General features: G+C 43.6%; 18 protein-coding genes. 5 read left to right on the plus strand and 13 right to left on the minus strand.

Annotated features, from left to right (window positions below; all coding sequences use genetic code 11):
• Positions 1–963 (plus strand): agmatinase family protein, encoded by a 963-nt coding sequence (locus tag ACOJUR_RS13100; protein WP_420950255.1) that lies wholly within the window; start codon positions 1–3, stop codon positions 961–963.
• A 22-nt stretch (positions 964–985) separates the two neighbouring features.
• On the opposite strand, the gene ACOJUR_RS13105 is transcribed toward ACOJUR_RS13100, so the two are convergent.
• The gene (locus ACOJUR_RS13105; RefSeq protein WP_420950256.1) at positions 986–2,086 is read right to left on the minus strand and encodes an NAD(P)H-dependent flavin oxidoreductase; all 1,101 of its coding nucleotides are present in this window, start codon (positions 2,084–2,086) and stop codon (positions 986–988) included.
• A gap of 12 nt (positions 2,087–2,098) precedes the next feature.
• On the minus strand, positions 2,099–3,223 hold the full coding sequence (locus tag ACOJUR_RS13110; protein ID WP_072874323.1) for a zinc-dependent alcohol dehydrogenase family protein: 1,125 nt from the start codon (positions 3,221–3,223) through the stop codon (positions 2,099–2,101).
• 132 nt (positions 3,224–3,355) lie between these two features.
• Between ACOJUR_RS13110 and ACOJUR_RS13115 the strand changes: the two genes are divergently transcribed.
• Positions 3,356–3,751: an acyl-CoA thioesterase gene (locus ACOJUR_RS13115; RefSeq protein WP_072874324.1), complete on the plus strand. Its 396-nt coding sequence runs from the start codon at positions 3,356–3,358 to the stop codon at positions 3,749–3,751.
• 63 nt (positions 3,752–3,814) lie between these two features.
• Here the strand turns inward: ACOJUR_RS13115 and ACOJUR_RS13120 are convergent, their stop codons facing one another.
• The 4 genes from ACOJUR_RS13120 to trxA all read right to left on the minus strand — a co-directional run bounded on the left by ACOJUR_RS13120 (position 3,815) and on the right by trxA (position 7,258).
• A complete protein-coding gene (locus tag ACOJUR_RS13120) occupies positions 3,815–5,254 on the minus strand; it encodes a sodium:solute symporter family protein (RefSeq protein WP_420950257.1) in 1,440 nt (479 codons plus the stop codon).
• 3 nt (positions 5,255–5,257) lie between these two features.
• Entirely contained in the window at positions 5,258–5,446 is a 189-nt protein-coding gene (locus tag ACOJUR_RS13125; protein ID WP_072874326.1) for a DUF3311 domain-containing protein, read from the minus strand.
• Positions 5,447–5,468: 22 nt separating this feature from the next.
• On the minus strand, positions 5,469–6,653 hold the full coding sequence (locus ACOJUR_RS13130) for a M20 family metallopeptidase (RefSeq protein ID WP_072874327.1): 1,185 nt from the start codon (positions 6,651–6,653) through the stop codon (positions 5,469–5,471).
• A 284-nt stretch (positions 6,654–6,937) separates the two neighbouring features.
• The gene (gene trxA / locus ACOJUR_RS13135) at positions 6,938–7,258 is read right to left on the minus strand and encodes a thioredoxin (RefSeq protein ID WP_072874328.1); all 321 of its coding nucleotides are present in this window, start codon (positions 7,256–7,258) and stop codon (positions 6,938–6,940) included.
• A 152-nt stretch (positions 7,259–7,410) separates the two neighbouring features.
• Between trxA and ACOJUR_RS13140 the strand changes: the two genes are divergently transcribed.
• Entirely contained in the window at positions 7,411–7,767 is a 357-nt protein-coding gene (locus tag ACOJUR_RS13140) for a winged helix-turn-helix transcriptional regulator (protein WP_420950258.1), read from the plus strand.
• 86 nt (positions 7,768–7,853) lie between these two features.
• Here the strand turns inward: ACOJUR_RS13140 and ACOJUR_RS13145 are convergent, their stop codons facing one another.
• The 4 genes from ACOJUR_RS13145 to ACOJUR_RS13160 form a co-directional block, all read right to left on the minus strand.
• Positions 7,854–9,053 carry an ornithine--oxo-acid transaminase gene (locus ACOJUR_RS13145; protein ID WP_420950259.1) on the minus strand — a complete coding sequence of 400 codons (1,200 nt, stop codon included), beginning with the start codon at positions 9,051–9,053 and terminating at the stop codon, positions 7,854–7,856.
• 150 nt (positions 9,054–9,203) lie between these two features.
• Positions 9,204–10,184, minus strand: a complete 981-nt coding sequence (locus tag ACOJUR_RS13150) for an aldo/keto reductase (protein WP_420950260.1) — start codon at positions 10,182–10,184, stop codon at positions 9,204–9,206.
• Positions 10,185–10,231: 47 nt separating this feature from the next.
• Complete coding sequence (locus tag ACOJUR_RS13155; RefSeq protein ID WP_420950261.1) at positions 10,232–11,098, minus strand: glycosyltransferase family 2 protein; 867 nt, start codon at positions 11,096–11,098, stop codon at positions 10,232–10,234.
• A gap of 285 nt (positions 11,099–11,383) precedes the next feature.
• Complete coding sequence (locus ACOJUR_RS13160) at positions 11,384–12,592, minus strand: helix-turn-helix domain-containing protein (protein WP_420950262.1); 1,209 nt, start codon at positions 12,590–12,592, stop codon at positions 11,384–11,386.
• 327 nt (positions 12,593–12,919) lie between these two features.
• Between ACOJUR_RS13160 and ACOJUR_RS13165 the strand changes: the two genes are divergently transcribed.
• Both ACOJUR_RS13165 and ACOJUR_RS13170 read left to right on the plus strand, forming a co-directional pair.
• Positions 12,920–13,984, plus strand: a complete 1,065-nt coding sequence (locus ACOJUR_RS13165; RefSeq protein WP_420950263.1) for a G1 family glutamic endopeptidase — start codon at positions 12,920–12,922, stop codon at positions 13,982–13,984.
• 62 nt (positions 13,985–14,046) lie between these two features.
• Positions 14,047–15,222, plus strand: a complete 1,176-nt coding sequence (locus tag ACOJUR_RS13170; RefSeq protein ID WP_420950264.1) for a S53 family peptidase — start codon at positions 14,047–14,049, stop codon at positions 15,220–15,222.
• A gap of 77 nt (positions 15,223–15,299) precedes the next feature.
• Here the strand turns inward: ACOJUR_RS13170 and ACOJUR_RS13175 are convergent, their stop codons facing one another.
• From ACOJUR_RS13175 to ACOJUR_RS13185, 3 genes are all read right to left on the minus strand, one after another.
• A complete protein-coding gene (locus ACOJUR_RS13175) occupies positions 15,300–16,307 on the minus strand; it encodes an LLM class flavin-dependent oxidoreductase (protein WP_420950265.1) in 1,008 nt (335 codons plus the stop codon).
• Positions 16,308–16,489: 182 nt separating this feature from the next.
• A complete protein-coding gene (locus tag ACOJUR_RS13180) occupies positions 16,490–18,103 on the minus strand; it encodes a sodium:solute symporter family protein (RefSeq protein WP_420950266.1) in 1,614 nt (537 codons plus the stop codon).
• A gap of 228 nt (positions 18,104–18,331) precedes the next feature.
• Entirely contained in the window at positions 18,332–19,051 is a 720-nt protein-coding gene (locus tag ACOJUR_RS13185) for a 3-ketoacyl-ACP reductase (RefSeq protein ID WP_420950267.1), read from the minus strand.
• Between the last annotated feature and the right edge of the window lie 7 nt (positions 19,052–19,058).

Here is a 19,058-nt window from a genome sequence, read left to right on the forward strand (position 1 = left end):
ATGATTCGCGGTGTAGAAAAAGCAGGCACTCGCTTTCGTGACCATCTTGATCAAAAAGTTATGGACTGGATACGTCCTTATGACGAATCGATTGAATTCGACACAGCGTTACTTGGAGCCCCACTATCCAAAACATCCATCAGCCACTCTGCGGCCTTTCGCCTGCCAGACGCTATTCGTTCTCTATTTCAAACTTTTACTCCCTTTTCAATTTACCATCGTCTGGACTTGAGCGAACATTTACGTTTGGTAGACATGGGAAATATCCGCATGCATTTGACAGACTTAAACGCTTGCTTGGAAGCCATTGAATGGGCTTGTCTCGATTATTGGAAACAATTTCCTCATCAACGTTTGATTCTTTTAGGTGGCGATCACGCAATAACCGGGGCATCGCTGCTCGGATTGGCTCAAGCTCGACCGGGAAACTATGGAATCCTCCATTTTGACGCGCATCATGATGTGCGTAACTTGCAAGATGGCGGACGCAGCAATGGCACTCCATTTCGTACGGTACTAGAGTCGGGGAATTTTAAGGGCAAAAATATTGTACAGATTGGTATCCAGGATTATGTAAACAGCCGGATCTATCATGAGTACGTTCTGCAACACGGAGTAACAGTCCACAGCGCCCGGCAAGTGCGACATACTGGGCTGATGACTTTAATCGAGCAAGAAGTAAATCGATTGCGTAAGCAGGTGGACGCTATCTACGTCAGCTTTGACATGGATGTCATAGACCAAAGTTTTGCGCCCGCTGTACCAGCGCCGAGCAGCGGTGGTCTGGATATGTGGCAAGCAATTGAAGCCCTGGAATGGCTCGGCAGCCAGCCAGACGTTATAGGTTTCGATCTCGTTTGTATTGACCCAGAACGCGATGTGCGTGACTTGACTGTGCGTGCTGCTACGACTTTATTAATGAGCTTTCTGACAGGGCAGGCACTCAATTCATCCACGAAATAAAGCAAGCATTGTACTTGGACTTTTATAGGAAACTGCGGGCAATCTTTCCCCAGTCGTCCAATCGGTGTAAGGCGTCTTGCCAGGTCTCGCTTACGAGTTCTGCAGCATGACGCCTGCGTTGCAAACGAATTCCTTGTCCGGCCCAAAGTGACATATAGTCCACATTTCCTATTTGTGCGGCACGATTGCGAATATCGCGAGTCCACTCGTTCTGTATAGGATACGGCAACGTGGCATCTTCCAAATCAGCCAGTTCATTCATCATTGCCGTGATCAAACCACGAGCAGATTTTCCTGAGTAAATTTTTGTCAAACGCGTATCCGTTTCTTCAGCTTGAAGAAGTTTTTCTTGATAAGCAGGGTGTGCTCCACTCTCATAACAAGTCAAAAAAGCCGTTCCCATTTGAACAGCTTGCGCGCCTAGCAAAAATGCGGCCGCCACACCTCTGCCGTCCATCAAACCTCCTGCGGCTATGACCGGGATTTGCACAGCATCCACCACTTGAGGCAATAGAGCCATGCTCCCTATACAAGCCTCTTCCACAGCGTGATCAAACGTACCACGATGTCCGCCAGCTTCGTAGCCTTGCGCGACTACTGCATCCACACCAGATTTTTCCAATTGTTCAGCTTCATGCACACTTGTGGCCGTACCTATCATATAAATCCCTGCTTGTTTACAAAGATTTATCCATTCTTGCGATAATCGTCCGAATGTAAACGAGAAAACAGGAACCTCTTCATTGATGACAACTTCCATTTGTTGTTCAAAAAGTGATTCCTGACTCTGAGGCCATTGGGTTTGGGTTTGCTCGGCAAGTCCCAGTCTAAGGCGGATCTTTTGAAGAGCTTTTTCCATCTGCTGACCATGCTCTTGATGAATCGATCGATTATTTTTTTCTGGAATAAACAAATTGACCGCAAACGGTTTTTCTGTTTGTAATTTCGTTTGGCGAATGGCATCACGCAAATCGCCAGGCTTCATATATCCAGCTCCAAGCGTTCCTAGACCGCCAGCATTGGAAACCGATGCTACCAATTGAGGAGTCGTAGGTCCTCCTGCCATACCAGCTTGAATGATAGGAATTTGAATGCCAACTTTTGTTATCCAATCGATTCCCAAAACATCTCCCCCTTACATGACAACTACCAATCTACTAGCTTCACCGCCAGCCAGTTCATCAAATCCTTGATTGATATCTTCCAATGGCATTGTTTTGGAAAGCAACTTCTGTACAGGCAGCAAACCTTGTTCACAAAGTTGAATGAAGCGTGGAATATCACGCGAGGGGATACAACTACCTACATACGAGCCTTTAATTGTTCGTTCTTCAGCAGCAATTGATACCTGTGGAATAGAGAACATGTGATGAGGATGAGGTAATCCAGTAGTAACTGTGGTCCCTCCTCGACGTGTAATCTGATAAGCATTGACCAAGGCAGTAACCACGCCAGCCGTCTCAAAGACAAACTCCAAGCCACCACCAGTTTCTTCTCTGACAAGTTCAACCAGATTGTCCAAACGAGCGTCGTACGTATGCGTAGCACCAAGCTCGCTTGCAAGAGCTAATTTAGCCGGCTGGGTATCAATGGCTATCATTTGGCGAGCTCCCGCCAACCGTGCTCCCATCAACGCTGAAAGGCCAACACCTCCCAGACCAACCACAGCAACACTCGCCCCAACAGGTAAACGGGCTGTGTGAATAACCGCCCCTACTCCGGTCATGACAGCACATCCAAATAGAGCTAATTGAGAAAAAGGAAGTTCTGTCTCCACAGGGACGATAGAATGTTGCGATAACACGGCGTATTCAGCAAACGCTGAAACTCCTAGATGATGATGGAGTACATTTTTCCCAGCATAGAGACGTCGACCTCCCGTCAACAACTCTCCTGCTCCATTGGCTACCGCACCTGGTTCACAGAGGGCTGGCCTGCCTTCGCGACATGGCGCGCAATGTCCGCAGCTTGGCACAAAAGCGCAGACGACTTTCTGTCCTGGACGAATATCTTGCACCCCCGCCCCGACTTCTATCACTTCTCCTGCCGCTTCATGCCCCAGTACCATAGGCATGGGACGTGGGCGATTACCCTCTAAAACAGATAAATCCGAATGACAGAGCCCGGCAGCATGAATTTTCACCAATACTTCCCCCGCTTGAGGCGGATGCAATTCTACTTCTTCAATAGACAATGGTTTACTCTGAGAATACGGTTTGGGTAACCCCATTTCTCGCAAAACAGCGGCACGCATTTTCAACTAGATACACCTCATTTTGAACTTTTTATCTTTTTTCTATTCCATAAAAAGAAAACTTACTTATCAAATTTGCCTTAGTTAAAGCAAAGGTTAAAATCATCCATAGAATGGCGATGAGGAGCGATAAAAACAATGTGGAGAACCATCATTCAACCAAGAGTCTCAGAAACCGACGGTTCAGGACATATCAATAATACCACTATCCCTGTTTGGCTTGAGGCTGGAAGAGAAGAACTGTTTCGTCTCTTTACACCCAACTTATCCTTTGCTGATTGGAAGATGGTTGTAGCTGAAACGCGTATCCGTTATCTCAACCAAATTTTTTATGGTAAAAAAGTAGAAATCCGCACAGCCATTGAACGCATTGGCAACAGCAGTTTGACCCTCAACGAAGAGATTGAGCAGGAGGGCAACCTCTGTGTCACTGCGACAACTGTCTATGTCAACTTTAACTTTATCCATCAAAAAAGCGAACCCATTCCTGAAACTATACGCCATCAATTATTAGCACATCTCATTGAAAAATAATTTTCACAACCCAAAAGCGGCCGATCCAATCTCGGCCGCTGAATTGGCAAGTCTATAGAAACCTTACATCCCTGTGTTGACTTGCACAGGAGATAAACTTTTCTGACGTGTCGCAACAGAAACCAAGAGTACAACCAGCATATTGACGAGGAGCGCCCAAAAACCTGTATTGGCTCCCCAAAGAATGGATTGTTTAGTGAGCGTAAAGTAGACCACCAAAACGACCCCTATGACGATCCCGCTGAAAGCCCCTGCTTTTGTCACATTCGATGGAGCAAATAAGGTCAAAAGCACAGTGGGGAAAAATTGAGAAACAAAATTGTATCCCATGAGTAACAGCGCAACGATTGTAGCATTGCTATGAATGGAAAAAAGAAAAGTGACAATGGCTACCAACCAAACTACAACACGCGCCACCCGTTGCACCTGTTGAGAAGAAGCATTCTTAAAGTATGGTTTGTAAAGATTTTCTGCCACAAGTGTCCCTGCACACATCATCATGAGTGAACCAGGCACAATCGCTGTCAACACACCTGCGCTACCTATCACACCAACAAGCCAAGCCGGAAATGTCTTTTGGACTGCAGCCAGCAATGCTAGGTTAGTATTTTTAAGACCAGGTACAATCCATATGGCAGCAAACCCTGCAAAGAAGACAAACAATAGAATCAGTTGATACAGCGGTAAAAAAGTAGCGTTTCTTCGAAAGATTCGTTCATTTTTAGCGGTATAAACCGCACCAAAAGCATGTGGCCACATATAGAATCCGAGTCCTGTCAAGGCAACTGTGGAGAGAAACCAAGGAATTCCCATGCCATGTTGCCCAAGTGTTAAAAACCCAGGCTTCTCTTGATTTATATGAACCATCAATTGATGTAAGCCACCAGCACGAATGGGTAAAGCAATACCTACAACTAGAACAACTGCCAGAATGAGTATATCTTTTAATACAGCTGTCCATGCCGTACCATAAATGCCACTAACGGTTACATATATCGCCAACAGAAACATGGCTATAGCAATAGCCACCCATTGAGGCAAAGCGCCATACGAAGCCATTTGAACAATCAGACCAAGCCCTGTCATCTGTGACTGAAGATAAGGAATAATAGCGACAACTCCCACCAAAGCAACTAAAACACCTAAAGCAGGGCTATTGAATTGACGAACAAAAAAATCTGGTTGAGAAATGAGTTGATGACGTTTGGCATATCTCCAAATAGGAGGCAAGAGAAAATAAGAGAACAAATAGGCTACTGCTCCATAAGCCAAAATATAGACTGTTGGACCACCTGTTCCATAAGCCCATCCACTGCCACCAAGAAACGTAAACGTAGTGTAAATTTCTCCTGCCAACAAAAGAAAAACAAAAAGAACTCCAAATCTTCTGCCGCCTACCGACCATTGTTCCATATCCAAACGTTTTCTTTTTTTCGATAAAAGCGCCAGACATAGTGCCACCAACATGGTTGCAAATATGAGAATGATGGGAGCTTCATGCATGCTCTATTCCTCCTTATTGGCCGGATCGAAATGATATATGACAGCCATACAAACAGAAGTGAAAAGAATAGCCATCACCATGTAAAAGAAGAGAAATGGCATACCTAGTAAAATAGGATAAACATGATTGACAAAAAAAACGCCTCCAAAAATTACAATAATAGGTAAACAAGCTAGCCAACGAATGGCCATTTTCACCCCTCCTATTTGGTTATCAATCGACCATTGTACGTAGAACTATACTGACAAACGCCTTGACCCCTACTGGTAGGGAATCCTCGTCAATCGTAAATCTGGGATGATGATGCGGATATATAATTCCTTTTTCCACATTTCCAGCCCCCACATTAAAGAACGTACCTGGCACCGATTGCTGGTAAGCTGAAAAATCCTCTCCCCCCATATGCTGTTCTCCTTCAATGACAGTCTCATCCCCAAAAACTTCAATCAGCACGGCTCGAATTTTATCCGTCAATGGTTCATCATTGACCACAGGATGATATCCTTCTTCATAGTGGAAAGAGTAGGTTGCACCATGTGCACTACAAATCCCAGCGACAATCTGTTCCATCATCTGTGGTATCTGTTTGCGCAATTCTGCCTGAAAAGTACGTACCGTCCCATTTAATTCAACTTTCTCAGGAATAATATTATGAGCTGTACCCGCATGAAACTGCGTCACAGAAAGAACAACTGGTTGTAATGGATTTATTCTGCGTGAAACAATTTGTTGCAAATCGGTGACCACATGGGCAGCCGTAAGAATCGGATCGACCACAGCTTGAGGCATAGCGGCATGACCCCCCCGGCCTTGAATGGTAATATGAAATACATCTGGGGCTGCCATAAACGGCCCGGATTTAATGGCAATCTTTCCCACTTCAAGCGGCGACCAAAGATGTAACCCTATAACAGCCTCTACATGATCCAAGACACCAGCAGCCACCATTTGTGAAGCTCCACCTGGAAACAATTCTTCAGCATGCTGAAAAAGGAAGCGAACTTCCCCATGCAATTCGGACTGCAATTCACTCAAAATCCTCGCTGTACCAAGCAAGATGGCAGTATGTCCATCGTGGCCACAAGCGTGCATAGTCTCCGGCACTGAAGATATAAAATCAAATTGATTTTCTTCTTGAATAGGCAAAGCATCCATATCGGCTCGAATCGCCAGTACCGGACCAGGATGTGCTCCTATAAGGCGAGCCATGACACTCGTAGGTGTAGGTCTAGAAAGTAGCAAATTAGGAAACTGAACTAGCGTGTCATAGACAAATTGAGATGTTTTCTTCTCTTGAAACGACAGCTCTGGATTTCGGTGTAAATGTCGTCTCCAACGGATTAACTGATCTCGCATGGAAGCAATCATATCCGATAATTCTGATATTTCTACAGACATTCCAACGCCTCCCTACTGATTTTAAAATTCTGCTTGACTCAAATGCCCTATAGACAAGATTGACAAATATAGAATGATAAGTACGATCACGACAAACCAAATATGTACGCACTTTGTTGAAAGTAGAAATTCCATATGTACTGTGGAAAAAAGTTTCATACTCTATCTGCAAAAAAGCGCAAAAAACTGCCGACTTGGCAGTATCCATCATGTACACCCAGTCGGCAATAGAAATTTATTTCTAATCACACATGCAATCTTATAGAATTTTTTTAAAGGAAAAGTTAAGTAAGTACGCTAGATAATTCCGCCACTAAATGTTCTTTGGGACGGAAACCAACAACTGATTTGCTTACTTGACCATTTTCAAATAAAAGCAGCGTAGGGATGCTCATAATGCCAAATTGACTTGCGGTTTGGGGATTTTCGTCCACATCAAGCTTAGCCACAATCAGTTTATCAGCATATTCGTTAGACAATTCCTCCAGTACAGGAGCCATCATGCGACATGGACCACACCACGCCGCCCAAAAATCAACAAGAACGGGTTTGCCTTGTTGAAGCAACGAAGCAAATGTTTGATCAGTAACTTTCTGTGTAGCCATTTAGAAAACTCCTTTCTCAGTTCAACGTTATCCTTCACAATAGGGTTAGTTTGTGTAATTAGATTATTTTTAGTAACCTAATATCATACTATATAATTTAATTACTTTTGTCAAGCAGATATGTTAAGATGAATCTATCGAGGTGATGAATCATGCAGGAATATACTGTCTGTCCTAAATTTGAAGAAGCTTTCTCGCTTTTGGGTAAGCGCTGGACAGGTCTTATTTTGCGATCCCTGCTGGATGGAGCCAAGCGCTTTTCAGAAATAGAAGAATCTATTCCTGGAATGAGTGCGCGTATGCTGACAGAAAGATTTAAAGAATTAGAGAACGCTGGAATTCTGGAGAGGATTGTTTATCCGCAAACTCCCGTTCGTATAGAATATAAACTTACAGAAAAAGGCCGCGATTTAGCGCCAGCTCTGGAATCCATTCAAGTTTGGGCTAACAAATGGTGCAAAGGGCAACAGGAGGATAATACAGTTCCATCAAATAGCCAGAGAGCGTGAACTTAGATCGTATGTCGGGCTATATGAATCCATTGGATATCACTAACCCCCTAATAAACCATCCAGGGGGTTAGTTTTGATTTGACTTATTGACCGGCTTCCATGATCACTTTTTTTATTCTCTCTACAGCCCAATCAATTTCTTGTTTTTGAATAATAAGCGGTGGAGCAAAGCGAATGGTCATTTCATGTGTTTCCTTGCAAAGCAGACCTTCTTTCATTAACGCCTCACAAAATGGCCGCGCTGGTTGGGTTAACTCCATTCCAATGAACAGACCTCGCCCGCGCACTTCACGAATGACCGGACTTTGGCATTGCCGCAATTGTTCTAAGAAATACTCTCCTAATTCTGCAGAACGATTGGCTAACTTCTCCTCAACTATAACATCCAATGCTGCTACTGCTACGGCGCTCCCCAATGGATTTCCGCCAAATGTTGAACCGTGTGAACCAGGTTCAAAAACACCAAGTATTTCTCGATTTGCAGCAACAGCCGAAACTGGAAAGACTCCTCCGCCCAGAGCTTTACCAATGATGTACATATCAGGTGTAACATTTTCCCAATCACAAGCAAACATTCTTCCGGTTCGGCCCAGCCCCGTTTGTATTTCATCTGCCACAAACAACACCTGATGTTTTTGGCAAAGTTCATAAGCTTGTTGCAAATACCCTTTGGGCGGAATGATAATCCCCGCTTCCCCCTGAATAGGTTCGACTAAAAAGGCAGCCGTATGGGGTTGAATAGCCTCTTTTAATGCCTCAATATCTCCATAGGGTACAATACGAAAACCTGGTGTAAGCGGTCCAAATCCACGCTGATATTCTACATCTGAGCTAAAGGAAATAATTGTAGTCGTTCGCCCGTGAAAATTACCGCTTGCTACAATAATTTCTGCCTGATTGTCAGGTACGCCTTTGATATCGTAAGCATAGCGTCGAACTGCTTTAACAGCTGTTTCCACCGCTTCCGCACCTGTATTCATCGGCAAAAACATGTTTTTCCCTGTCAATTGAGCTAGTCGTTCATAAAGAATTCCTAGTTTGTCATTATGAAACGCGCGTGAAGTTAAAGTAATCCGATCTGCCTGTTCCTTTAGAGCATGAATAATTTTAGGATGGCGATGCCCTTGATTAAGCGCTGAATACGCACTCAACATATCCATATAACGTTTGCCATGCTCATCCTCAACCCAAACACCTTCACCTTTGACCAGTGTCACCGGTAAAGGATGATAATTATGTGCTCCTAATTGTTCTTCTAAGTCCATAGCCTTGACCGCCTGCATCAGACTGTCCCCTTTCTACATACGCAGCGCCGCCTATTGGCGGCGCTTGCGCCTATATACTCTATTCTATCGAATTCGCCCAAATTGTGTGAGAAAGATTGCAAATAATTTGCAAGACAAGCCGAAATGAAGAAAATCTTCAATCAAAACTTAACGAAATCCTAATACCGGATGCGGTACATAAAACTCTTCTAATCGTTTCACTTCTTCATGAGTTAGATGTACATCCAGTGCAGCGACAGCGTCCTTCAAGTGTCTCATCTTTGTAGCTCCAATAATGGGCGCGGTAATGCCTTCTTTTTGCAGGAGCCAAGCGAGTGAAATTTGTGCCATGGGTAAGTTTCTTTCCCGGCTGATGGCCTCCACAGTATCCACAATACGTTTGTCCGCATCAGCAGTTACCGCATATAACGACTTACCGAACTCATCCGTTTCCGAGCGTGCCGTTACCTCATCCCATTTGCGTGTCAGACGACCACGAGCAAGAGGGCTCCATGGGATAACCGCGACTCCGTCTTCTTTGCAAAGCGGTAACATCTCCCGTTCTTCTTCTCGATACAACAGATTGACATAATTTTGCATGGAAACAAAACGTGTCCAATGATTGCGTTCCGCCGCCCGCTGAGCTTTCATGAATTGCCAAGCATACATGGATGAAGCACCTATGTAACGAACTTTCCCTGCTTTAACGAGATCGTGCAAGGCTTCCATGGTTTCTTCTATGGGAGTTTGATAATCCCATCGATGAATTTGATAAAGATCAACATAATCTGTTCCCAAACGACGCAAACTCTGATCAATTTCATGAAAAATTGCCTTACGTGACAATCCCGCACCATTTGGACCCGAACGCATTCTTCCATGCACCTTAGTGGCAATAACCACTTCCTCGCGTGGAACTAAATCGTGCAAAGCTCTTCCTAAAATCTCTTCACTCGTCCCGTCAGAATACACATTAGCCGTATCAAAAAAATTAATGCCAAGTTCCAAAGCAAGTTTGATAAAAGGTCGACTTTCCGCTTCCGGCAATACCCATCGATGATTACCTCGTTCCGGTACACCATAACTCATACAACCCAGACAAATTCGCGAAACTTCAAGTCCTGTACGGCCAAATTTAACATATTCCATAAATCACCCCTCCGTCCCCGTTTCCTTCCATCATGAAACGTTAAAATTTAGTTTACACTCAAATATTCTTTATACTCAAATGGTGGCCAAACTGTAGAAGCGCGGTTAAGAAATAAATCGTCCCAGTTCAGATCAGAAAACCAGCCACTCCACTTACGGTTAAAGTAGTTCCAAGCAGTTTCTGTGAAATGATTTCCTTGCCCGACCAGTTGGACTGTAGAACGATTGTCATGAAATACAAACGTATCTAACGCGATGAGAAGTTTCCAAGATGCAATACGCAACCTGAGTGAATAATCAAAATCGTCCACCCCAAAAGTATAGAGCGGATCGAGCCCTCCCAACTGCTGGTGAGCGTTAGCATTGACCATCATGACAGCACCAATGAGCAGTTTGCTGGTTTCTGCCACAACTTCTTGACTTGACAATTGCTGATTGATTTTCGTCAGGAATACTTCATGTACAGATGACCAAGGTTGCGCTAAATCTACGGGAATAGAACCAAAACGATGTAGAAAATCATGTTGGCCGCCTAGAATCGCGCCAAGCGGTCCTACAGCACCGACTCGTTCATCTCGATAGAAGTGCCGACACAAACGACTTGCCCACCCCGGACCTACATAGGCATCAGAATTGACATACGCCACATGATAGTCCTCAGGTATTTGCCTATAAACACGAGTCATAGCACCTGCATACCCTAAATTTATGCGGTTTTCCAAAAGAGTAATCTTTTTTTCATATCTCTGTTGAAACGCACGCAGCATCTCTAGACTGCCATCCGTCGATCCGTTGTCAACGATCCACAGTAAAAAAGGCAAATCTGTATTACGCAAGAGATGTTCGATGCAACGTTTTGTTTTTTCTCTCGTATTATAACTTATTACAATAATAGCCAAACGATCGGATTCCACATCTTCACTTCCTGTCCACCTTTATACTTCAGGGTATGAAAGAGGACCCGATTTTGAGCAGGACAAACAAGCCGCAACACCCCGAGCCAGAAAAGCTCGTGGTGATTGCGGCATCCTTACAAATGCACGAACTTGCCAAATAGAAAAATCAAAAAAGTTCCGTTAAAGAGCAAATGTAAATGGTATTAAAGCCACGGCGGAGAAGGACCAATAAGCGGTGCAACTGTTACAATGGCGACTACTGCCAAGACCGAAGTGGCAACTATCCATTGGTTAAATAGACTTTTACGCATGACTGCCCCTCCTTTCAAGCAGACTAGCAAGCTGCAATAATTGTTTGGTGTCGTGATAATGGGAGACTTTTAAAAAACTAGCTGCATGCCTAAGTATTTCATTGGCCCTTTCTTCATTCTGAAAGGAAATATAAAACTCAGCTGCACCTAGCCAAAATAATCCCATCATGGAGCTCGACACCGAAAGAAATTCAAACGCATGTTGCGCCTCCTCACCCAGTCTGAAGTCTTTACTACCTGCCGCTATCAACAACTGTTCATGAAGCAACTCTGCGCGAACTTGATCAGATAATTCATCACTCTGCAATAACTCAAAAAGCGTTTGTTTAGCATGCATCCATTGTTTTTTTAGCCGATAATAAACGATTTCTGTATGCTGAATCGATCTGCGAAGTTTCAAATCTTGTAATAATTCAGCCAACTGTCTGGCTCTTTCAAAATACTCATTCACATAATCCAGCTCTTCTTTGCTCAAATACGCCGAAATAAGCCCTACCAATGACCATGCTTCTAAAAGTCCATGTCCAATTTCTCGAGAACGAGCAACTGCATTTTCGAAATAATAAATAGCGCGATCCCATTCACCAAGATTTTGAAAACCAGAACCTAAATTGATCTGCATTCGAATCCATCGTTCGTCAGAAGGGCCTACCAAACTCGCTGCTAATTGGGCAAAAGTGATAGACTGTTCTGTTTGCCCGAGTTCTCGAGCACATTTGCCAAGCACGGAAAGAATTTGGTAGGACTCGTCGCGATCGTGCGTAAATTCAGGATGGATTAAGAGTCCAAGAAGCGTATCTATCGCTTCTTGATTGCGATTCAATTCTGCCAAAACAATTCCTTTATGTTGTAAAATCTGAAAAAGATAACTGGTGTAATGATGGGAGCGACAGAATAATAGTGCGGCTTCCCAACTTTCGAGAGCTTCTTCCCATTGCTTGCGCCGTTCATGTCGTTCCGCTTGATTCATCAGCGTTGCGAAAACCTGATTGTATCCCTCATTGTTTGAGTCAGGGAAAAAAACGGCAACTGATACATTTAATTTCTTAGCCAGCGCTGTCAAGATCTCAAACGAGGGCAACCGCTTATTGCTTTCATACTGACTAATGGTAGCCGATGTTATCCCTTCAACTACAATATCAGTCTGCTTTAAGTGTTTTTCTGTACGTATTGTACGTAATATCTCACCGAATGTGGGCATTTTTTCACCTCCCGAGTCGATAAATCTGCTTAACAAAATGATGACTACTTTTACAAACTATTTTCTCAACCGTTTATAAATCTTTAATAAATCTTTAGAATTCGCATTTTTCGTGCATTTTCCTCTTTTTTAGACTGAATTCACTGAATCACATCGACTGAAATGATATATCATTTAACATTTTGTTAATCAACTTTTTCTAGCAATCTTCTGAATATATCGGATAATAGAAACACGACCTACACAAAAGTAGAGTCGATAACCACTAGGTAAGGCTAAAAGAAAAAGTTTATTTCTTTTAGCCGACCATCCAAAGGAGGCATAAATATGGGGAAAAAAGTTAAGCAGATGTTGATTGGCAGCAGTATGTTGGCTGGAATGGTTTGCATTCCTTTAGCGACAATGGGCGCCGCGGCTCCTCCAATTTTGTCCCATCCAGGTCCAATGACTATTCATCCAACTATGGTACGAAGTCTTGGAAATGGTGCCAAACAATACGAATTTACCGTAGATGGCGCTGTTAACACTATCACCACCCCACCGATTGATTTTCATCCACTAACTGCGAGTAATACTGAATTAAAAATGTATGGATTTCCAACTCGACCAACGAATCCTGCACAACTTGCAGTTTGGAAAAAAGCAATGTCTGCCTGGAAAGCATCTCCCGCTCCTGTAATTACCGTTACTCAAATTTACAATCAACCTCTGCACAAACTCTCCCGTCAAATGCACAATACAGCAGAATCCTCCAATTGGTCCGGATACTATACAGACTCAAGCTACAATCAATGGGATGCCGTACAGGGGACATTTGCACAACCCACCGATTACTCTACATCTGCTAATAAATTCGAATCGAGTTGGGTTGGCCTCGGCGGAGTGAATTCAGGGGCACTCATTCAGGATGGAACACAAATGAACGCAGGACAGTATGGAGCTTGGTATGAATATCTGGGTAACGGGGGTTTAGGGGTACCGGAGATTAATTTTAACAATATCACCGTCAATCCAGGCGACGAGATGTACACGTTTGTGTCCTACAATCCTAACAATGGACAAGCCCAATTTTATGTAGAGGACGAAACGAACGGAACATCCCAATCTGCCACGGTCAATTTAGGTTCTGCTTACTATGATGGATCAACTGCGGAATGGATTAATGAACGTCCAGAGATTAATGGAAGCCTTTCGCAATTAGCCAATTATGGATCTCAAACCTGGACACAAGCCCAAGCCTATAACGCATATACAGGAAATTGGGAAAATCTTGGAGATGACAACAACAGTGGAATTGATATGTATGATTCCAGTGGTCAACTGTTATCCGGTGTAGGTTCTTTACTCTCTTCGACGTCCTTTAATGCCACATGGTACGCAAGTGGAAATTAATCCAATTTTCTAAACGAAAATATCCCATATAAATAACTTACATCTTAATGAGGTGGCAGAAAATGGGAATTAAAAATTGGAAATTACCTATAAGCTTATTCTCTTTAAGCCCTCTCGCTCTTGTCGGAATTGCTTCGCCACAAGTCAGTGTTCATAAGCCCGTGTGGGAAGCCCATCCTCCTATTCACATTCGAGGCAATGCAACATCTTCTTATCAATCAGGATATACCCCTTTACAGATTAAAACAGCTTATGGCATAAACAGCACATCCTATACCGGTGCAGGAGAAACCGTAGCGATTATAGACGCGTATGGCAGTCCAACAATCCAAAGCGATTTGAATACATTTGATTCTCAATTTGGTTTGCCAAGCGCCAATGTAACGATTGCTTATCCTGATGGAACACCGAATAAAACTGACAGTGGTTGGGCTTTAGAGACTTCCCTTGACGTCGAATGGGTACATGCTTTAGCACCTGATGCCAAAATCCTATTAGTGGTAGCCAAATCAGCTTCTACATCCGATTTAGTTGATGCTATTAACTATGCGTCTTCTCATGGGGCTCAAGTGGTTTCCAATAGTTGGGGTGGTTCCGAATTTTCAGGTGAAACAAGTTACGACAGCGATTTTCAACATCAAGGGATTGTTTATACCGCCTCTGCAGGTGATAGTGGAGCTGGTGCAGAATGGCCAGCCGCTTCTCCTTACGTCCTCTCTGTCGGTGGCACAACTCTAAATCTAAACAGCAATGGTACATGGCAAAGCGAGACAGCTTGGTCAGACTCAGGCGGAGGGACCAGTCAATATGAGTCCCGTCCAGCTTATCAAAACAACTGGCAATCCGTCGTAGGTACGCAACGTGGTATTCCTGACGTGGCTTGGGATGCCAATCCAAGTACAGGTGTTGCTATCTATGACAGTACGCCCGATCAAGGACAGTCAGGTTGGTTTGTAGTTGGCGGAACCAGTGTTGGAGCTCCTAGTTGGGCAGCCATGATAGCATTGGCTGATGAAGGAAGAGTAGCTGCCGGTAAAAATCCATTTTCCAACATTCAATTAAATACCGATCTCTATAATCTTGCGGGTACAACAGATAGCACTGGATACGAAACTTACTTTCACGATATTACTTCCGGCAGTAATGGCAACCCAGCTTTACCCGGTTACGACTTGGTCACTGGAATTGGCAGTGGGCAAATGAACAATTTGCTAGGCGCGCTTGTTTCAGCTCCATGATGTAACCGTAAGCCAATATGCGTTGCATCATTGGCAAAAATGCCAATGATGCAACGCGATACATAACCGCCAACAAACTATTGCAATAATTTGCCCAGCCGGCGATAAGATTCTACTCTTGCAGAATGACTATAAATAGACGAACTGATAATAATTTCATCCGCTGATGTTTCTCTAATGAAGTCTAGAATCTTTGCTTCAACTGTAGAAAGAGTTCCAATAAAAGTATACCTTGCTCTTTCCTCTAGCGCTGCCTTTTCCATTGGATTCCACAGTTCATCTATATTCTCCACAGGTGGTGGCAGTTGACCAGGTTTTCCTCTGATTAAACTGAGCACCTGCTGCTGCATGGAGGTAGCCAGGAATTTTGCCTCTTCATCACTTTCAGCGACAATCACATTTGCACCTACCATTACGTATGGCTTAGCTTCAGCTGATGAAGATTGAAAGAGTTGTCGATACTGTTGAATAGCATACAGCAGATAACCTGGAGAAAAATGACTAGCAAAAGCAAAAGGAAGTCCAAGTCGCGCAGCTAGTCTGGCACTGAAATCACTGGATCCGAGCAACCATATAGGAATGGACAATCCTTCACCGGGAATAGCTCGAACGCGCCTTTCTTCACCATGCGGTTCAAAATACTGTTGCAATTCATTCAGCAATTCAGGAAAATCATCGCCATCTTGCTGTAATCCCCTGCGGATAGCCCGCATGGTTGCACGATCGGAGCCAGGTGCCCGTCCTAGACCGAGATCGATACGACCAGGAAACAATGATTCCAATGTTCCAAACTGTTCAGCAATCATGAGCGGAGAATGATTGGGTAACATAATTCCACCTGAGCCTACGCGAATCTTTTGGGTACCTGCAGCAATATGCGCAATAACCACCGATGTAGCAGAACTCGCTATACCGGGCATGTTGTGATGCTCGGCCAGCCAATAACGATGATATCCCCAATTCTCAACATGTTGAGCTAAATCCAAACTATTACGAAGGGCATCTGCTGCCGTATTTCCCTGCACGATGGGCACTAAATCCAAGACCGACAAACGGACACCAGTATCCGCAAATGTTTTAGACAACCTATATATCCCCCTAAAAATTTTCATAAAGATGAGATCATCAAGATAAAAAGCCGCCTGGAGCAGCTCTTCCAATAAATGAATTGTATTCTTTTATTTTACCCAATCGTTAAACGAACATCATCCCAAACGGCATATTTCTATCTTGTCAGAAAAATAAATCAGCGAAAAGTAAAGGAATTTCAGGAAAGAACCCTGTTTCCCATGGAAAACGGTACAGGGGAGGTATCCTGAATTCTTTCTGTAGACAGAACTGTCGCTAGGAAGAGCGTGAAAATCATTAGAAATAAATCCGCTCCTAAAAACGATTGAAAATGCAATTTGGGCAGATAAACTCCTAAAATTAGCAATGCCACACAGAAAAAGATAAATACAGCACTCCATCGACGTCTTGCTTTGACGGCTGTCCATTGTAAGTTGTCTCTGTTTTCGATGAGTGTTCCTAGCAAAATAACCAGCAATGACAGACCACTGCCTACCCACATAGGATTAATCCCGAAAGGAAAGACCGTTGCTGACAAACCTGTCACAGCATTCCAGCCAAATCCAGCCAAAACTCCGGCAATCATCGAAAAAACTATAGTTTTTTCCCGTACGGCTGGCCAAAGCAAAACAGATAAAGTAGGGCCAACAATCGCAGCATTGCGCAATGTTAAACCGAATACAGCCCACCAAGCAAGATCTCCCGGTCTCGCCAATGCATATAGAACAATCATCATTCCCTGAATCAACATGGACAAGCGAACCAAACAACGAATACGATCATGGTTATGGGAAAGACTCTTACGATTCAAGAGATCCAATCCTAAACTTGATGCTCCAGAAAACATTAGTGGCGCACACCAGATGAGCGCAGAAGCCCAAAATCCCAACCCTACCAAGACAATGGCCCAATGAGGTGCCACGATTTTTAAATAAGCAGGAAAAGCCAATAAGCCATTTTTTTGTAAAGGATGACCCATTCTTGCAGCCACACCTAGCCAAGCTGGTACTACGGCAAATGCAATTAAAACGACCGATGACAAATAAACTCCCATCTTGCCTTTCTTTACATTTTTAGCCGAAGCAATTGTCTGAAATTCAGCCTGAGCACTAACGGAATTTAAAAGATTCATGCCAAACCAGACTAATAAAGTGCTAGCACCAACCCCAAACAAATCGTGAAACGAAACAGGCAAGGTTTGAAGATGAGTGACATGAACCGAGCGTGTTCCCCGGAAACTAAAATATGCAGCGACACCTAGTCCAACCGTAAAAAGAAGCAGATTAGCTACCTGGACATAAGCCAATGACCACAGTCCACCAAGAGAAACATAGATAATCACCAACAAAGTCGTAGCAATCAATACGATAGGCAAACTCCAGCCAAGAATGACATGCAAATAAGAAGCAGCTGCCAATACATTTTTCATTGCAAAAATAGGAAATGTTATTCCAATCACAAGCGCAGCAACATCTCGAGCCTTGTTTCCGTATTTTTGACCCAACAAATGAGAACTTGTTAAATATCCAATATTACGGAAAGGTTTAAGCAAAAACGCTGCAACGACGAGAGAAGAAACAATGATTGAGACCCCATACCAAAGGGCAGAAATACCACTTTGATAAGCCGTATCTATCTCCACAGCAAACATGGATGAACCCCACATAGCGGTCATCATGATAAAAACGTTCCATACACCAAAACGCCGCCCACCATCCATGAATTGACTAGCAGTTTGGGCACGTCGTTTTGCAAATTGACTAAGAAGCAAAAGTAAACATGTATAAAGAAGAATCAAGAACAAAAAAAGCATTCCTGCACCCCCTCGGCGCTAAATCATTCCGATGTCATACTATATCGTTATTTATCCGAGTTTGTCAATCGGAAAAGTTTAAATTTAAGACTTTTTATTCATAAATTTTCATACCAAAAAAGCTGCCCCGTCTGTGGTTTGACCACAATTGGGACAGCTCTGATTTTTCCAGGCCAAGCACTGGATTTTTTGCTGATCTGTAAGGATAAACAGAAAACTATACAAGCGTTATTGCGGATTTGTCGTCCAAATCCCTGCTAAATTGACAAAAGCGCGATCAGGCAGATTTAAAATGGAGTAAATGAGCTCGGCAACGTCCTCCGGTTGTAACATCCTATCTTCCTCACCTATTTTTAAACCGATTGATTTCGCCATTTCTGTATTGACGGTGCTAGGTGTCAGCGCCGTTACACGAATATTGAATTTACGCGCTTCTTGCATTAAAGACTCCGTAAATCCAAGGACGGCAAACTTGGACGCTGAATAGGCGGAAGTGGTAGCATTCCCTTTCTGACCTGCCGTAGAGCTGATGTTGATAATGTTACCTGTATTGCGCTTCATCATCTCCGGCAAAACGGCGCGTGTAACGTAATACGTGCCAAATAAATTAACTTTGACAATCTGCTCCCATTCATCCGGATCCATTTCTGCCACCGTACCAAACTTTGCCATACCTGCATTATTGATGAGAATATCTATCGGACCGAGTGATTGTGTTAATTTCGCAACTGCCGAATTTATTTGATCCCGTTGAGCCACATCCGCACTGACAAAAGAGGTTTTGACATGGTAAGAGCGGGTTAATTCTTCACTCAGCGTTTGTAAATCTGTTTCATTACGGGCTAATAAACCCAAATGTACACCTTCAGCAGCCAATCGATGCGCAATAGCCCGACCAATGCCTTTTCCTGCACCAGTTACGAGTGCGACTTTACCTTTGAACTGCATCTTCATC

The sequence above is a fragment of the Alicyclobacillus tolerans genome (genome assembly GCF_048984885.1).
In the GTDB taxonomy this organism is placed as follows: domain Bacteria; phylum Bacillota; class Bacilli; order Alicyclobacillales; family Alicyclobacillaceae; genus Alicyclobacillus_I; species Alicyclobacillus_I tolerans.

Coding starts and splice junctions, on each gene's coding strand:
- ACOJUR_RS13100 (WP_420950255.1), top strand. CDS start 1: ATGATTCGCGGTGTAGAAAAAGCAGGCACTCGCTTTCGTGACCATCTT.
- ACOJUR_RS13115 (WP_072874324.1), top strand. CDS start 3,356: ATGTGGAGAACCATCATTCAACCAAGAGTCTCAGAAACCGACGGTTCA.
- ACOJUR_RS13120 (WP_420950257.1), bottom strand. CDS start 5,254: ATGCATGAAGCTCCCATCATTCTCATATTTGCAACCATGTTGGTGGCA.
- ACOJUR_RS13125 (WP_072874326.1), bottom strand. CDS start 5,446: ATGGCCATTCGTTGGCTAGCTTGTTTACCTATTATTGTAATTTTTGGA.
- ACOJUR_RS13130 (WP_072874327.1), bottom strand. CDS start 6,653: ATGTCTGTAGAAATATCAGAATTATCGGATATGATTGCTTCCATGCGA.
- trxA (WP_072874328.1), bottom strand. CDS start 7,258: ATGGCTACACAGAAAGTTACTGATCAAACATTTGCTTCGTTGCTTCAA.
- ACOJUR_RS13140 (WP_420950258.1), top strand. CDS start 7,411: ATGCAGGAATATACTGTCTGTCCTAAATTTGAAGAAGCTTTCTCGCTT.
- ACOJUR_RS13145 (WP_420950259.1), bottom strand. CDS start 9,053: ATGCAGGCGGTCAAGGCTATGGACTTAGAAGAACAATTAGGAGCACAT.
- ACOJUR_RS13150 (WP_420950260.1), bottom strand. CDS start 10,184: ATGGAATATGTTAAATTTGGCCGTACAGGACTTGAAGTTTCGCGAATT.
- ACOJUR_RS13160 (WP_420950262.1), bottom strand. CDS start 12,592: ATGCCCACATTCGGTGAGATATTACGTACAATACGTACAGAAAAACAC.
- ACOJUR_RS13165 (WP_420950263.1), top strand. CDS start 12,920: ATGGGGAAAAAAGTTAAGCAGATGTTGATTGGCAGCAGTATGTTGGCT.
- ACOJUR_RS13170 (WP_420950264.1), top strand. CDS start 14,047: ATGGGAATTAAAAATTGGAAATTACCTATAAGCTTATTCTCTTTAAGC.
- ACOJUR_RS13180 (WP_420950266.1), bottom strand. CDS start 18,103: ATGCTTTTTTTGTTCTTGATTCTTCTTTATACATGTTTACTTTTGCTT.
- ACOJUR_RS13185 (WP_420950267.1), bottom strand. CDS start 19,051: ATGCAGTTCAAAGGTAAAGTCGCACTCGTAACTGGTGCAGGAAAAGGC.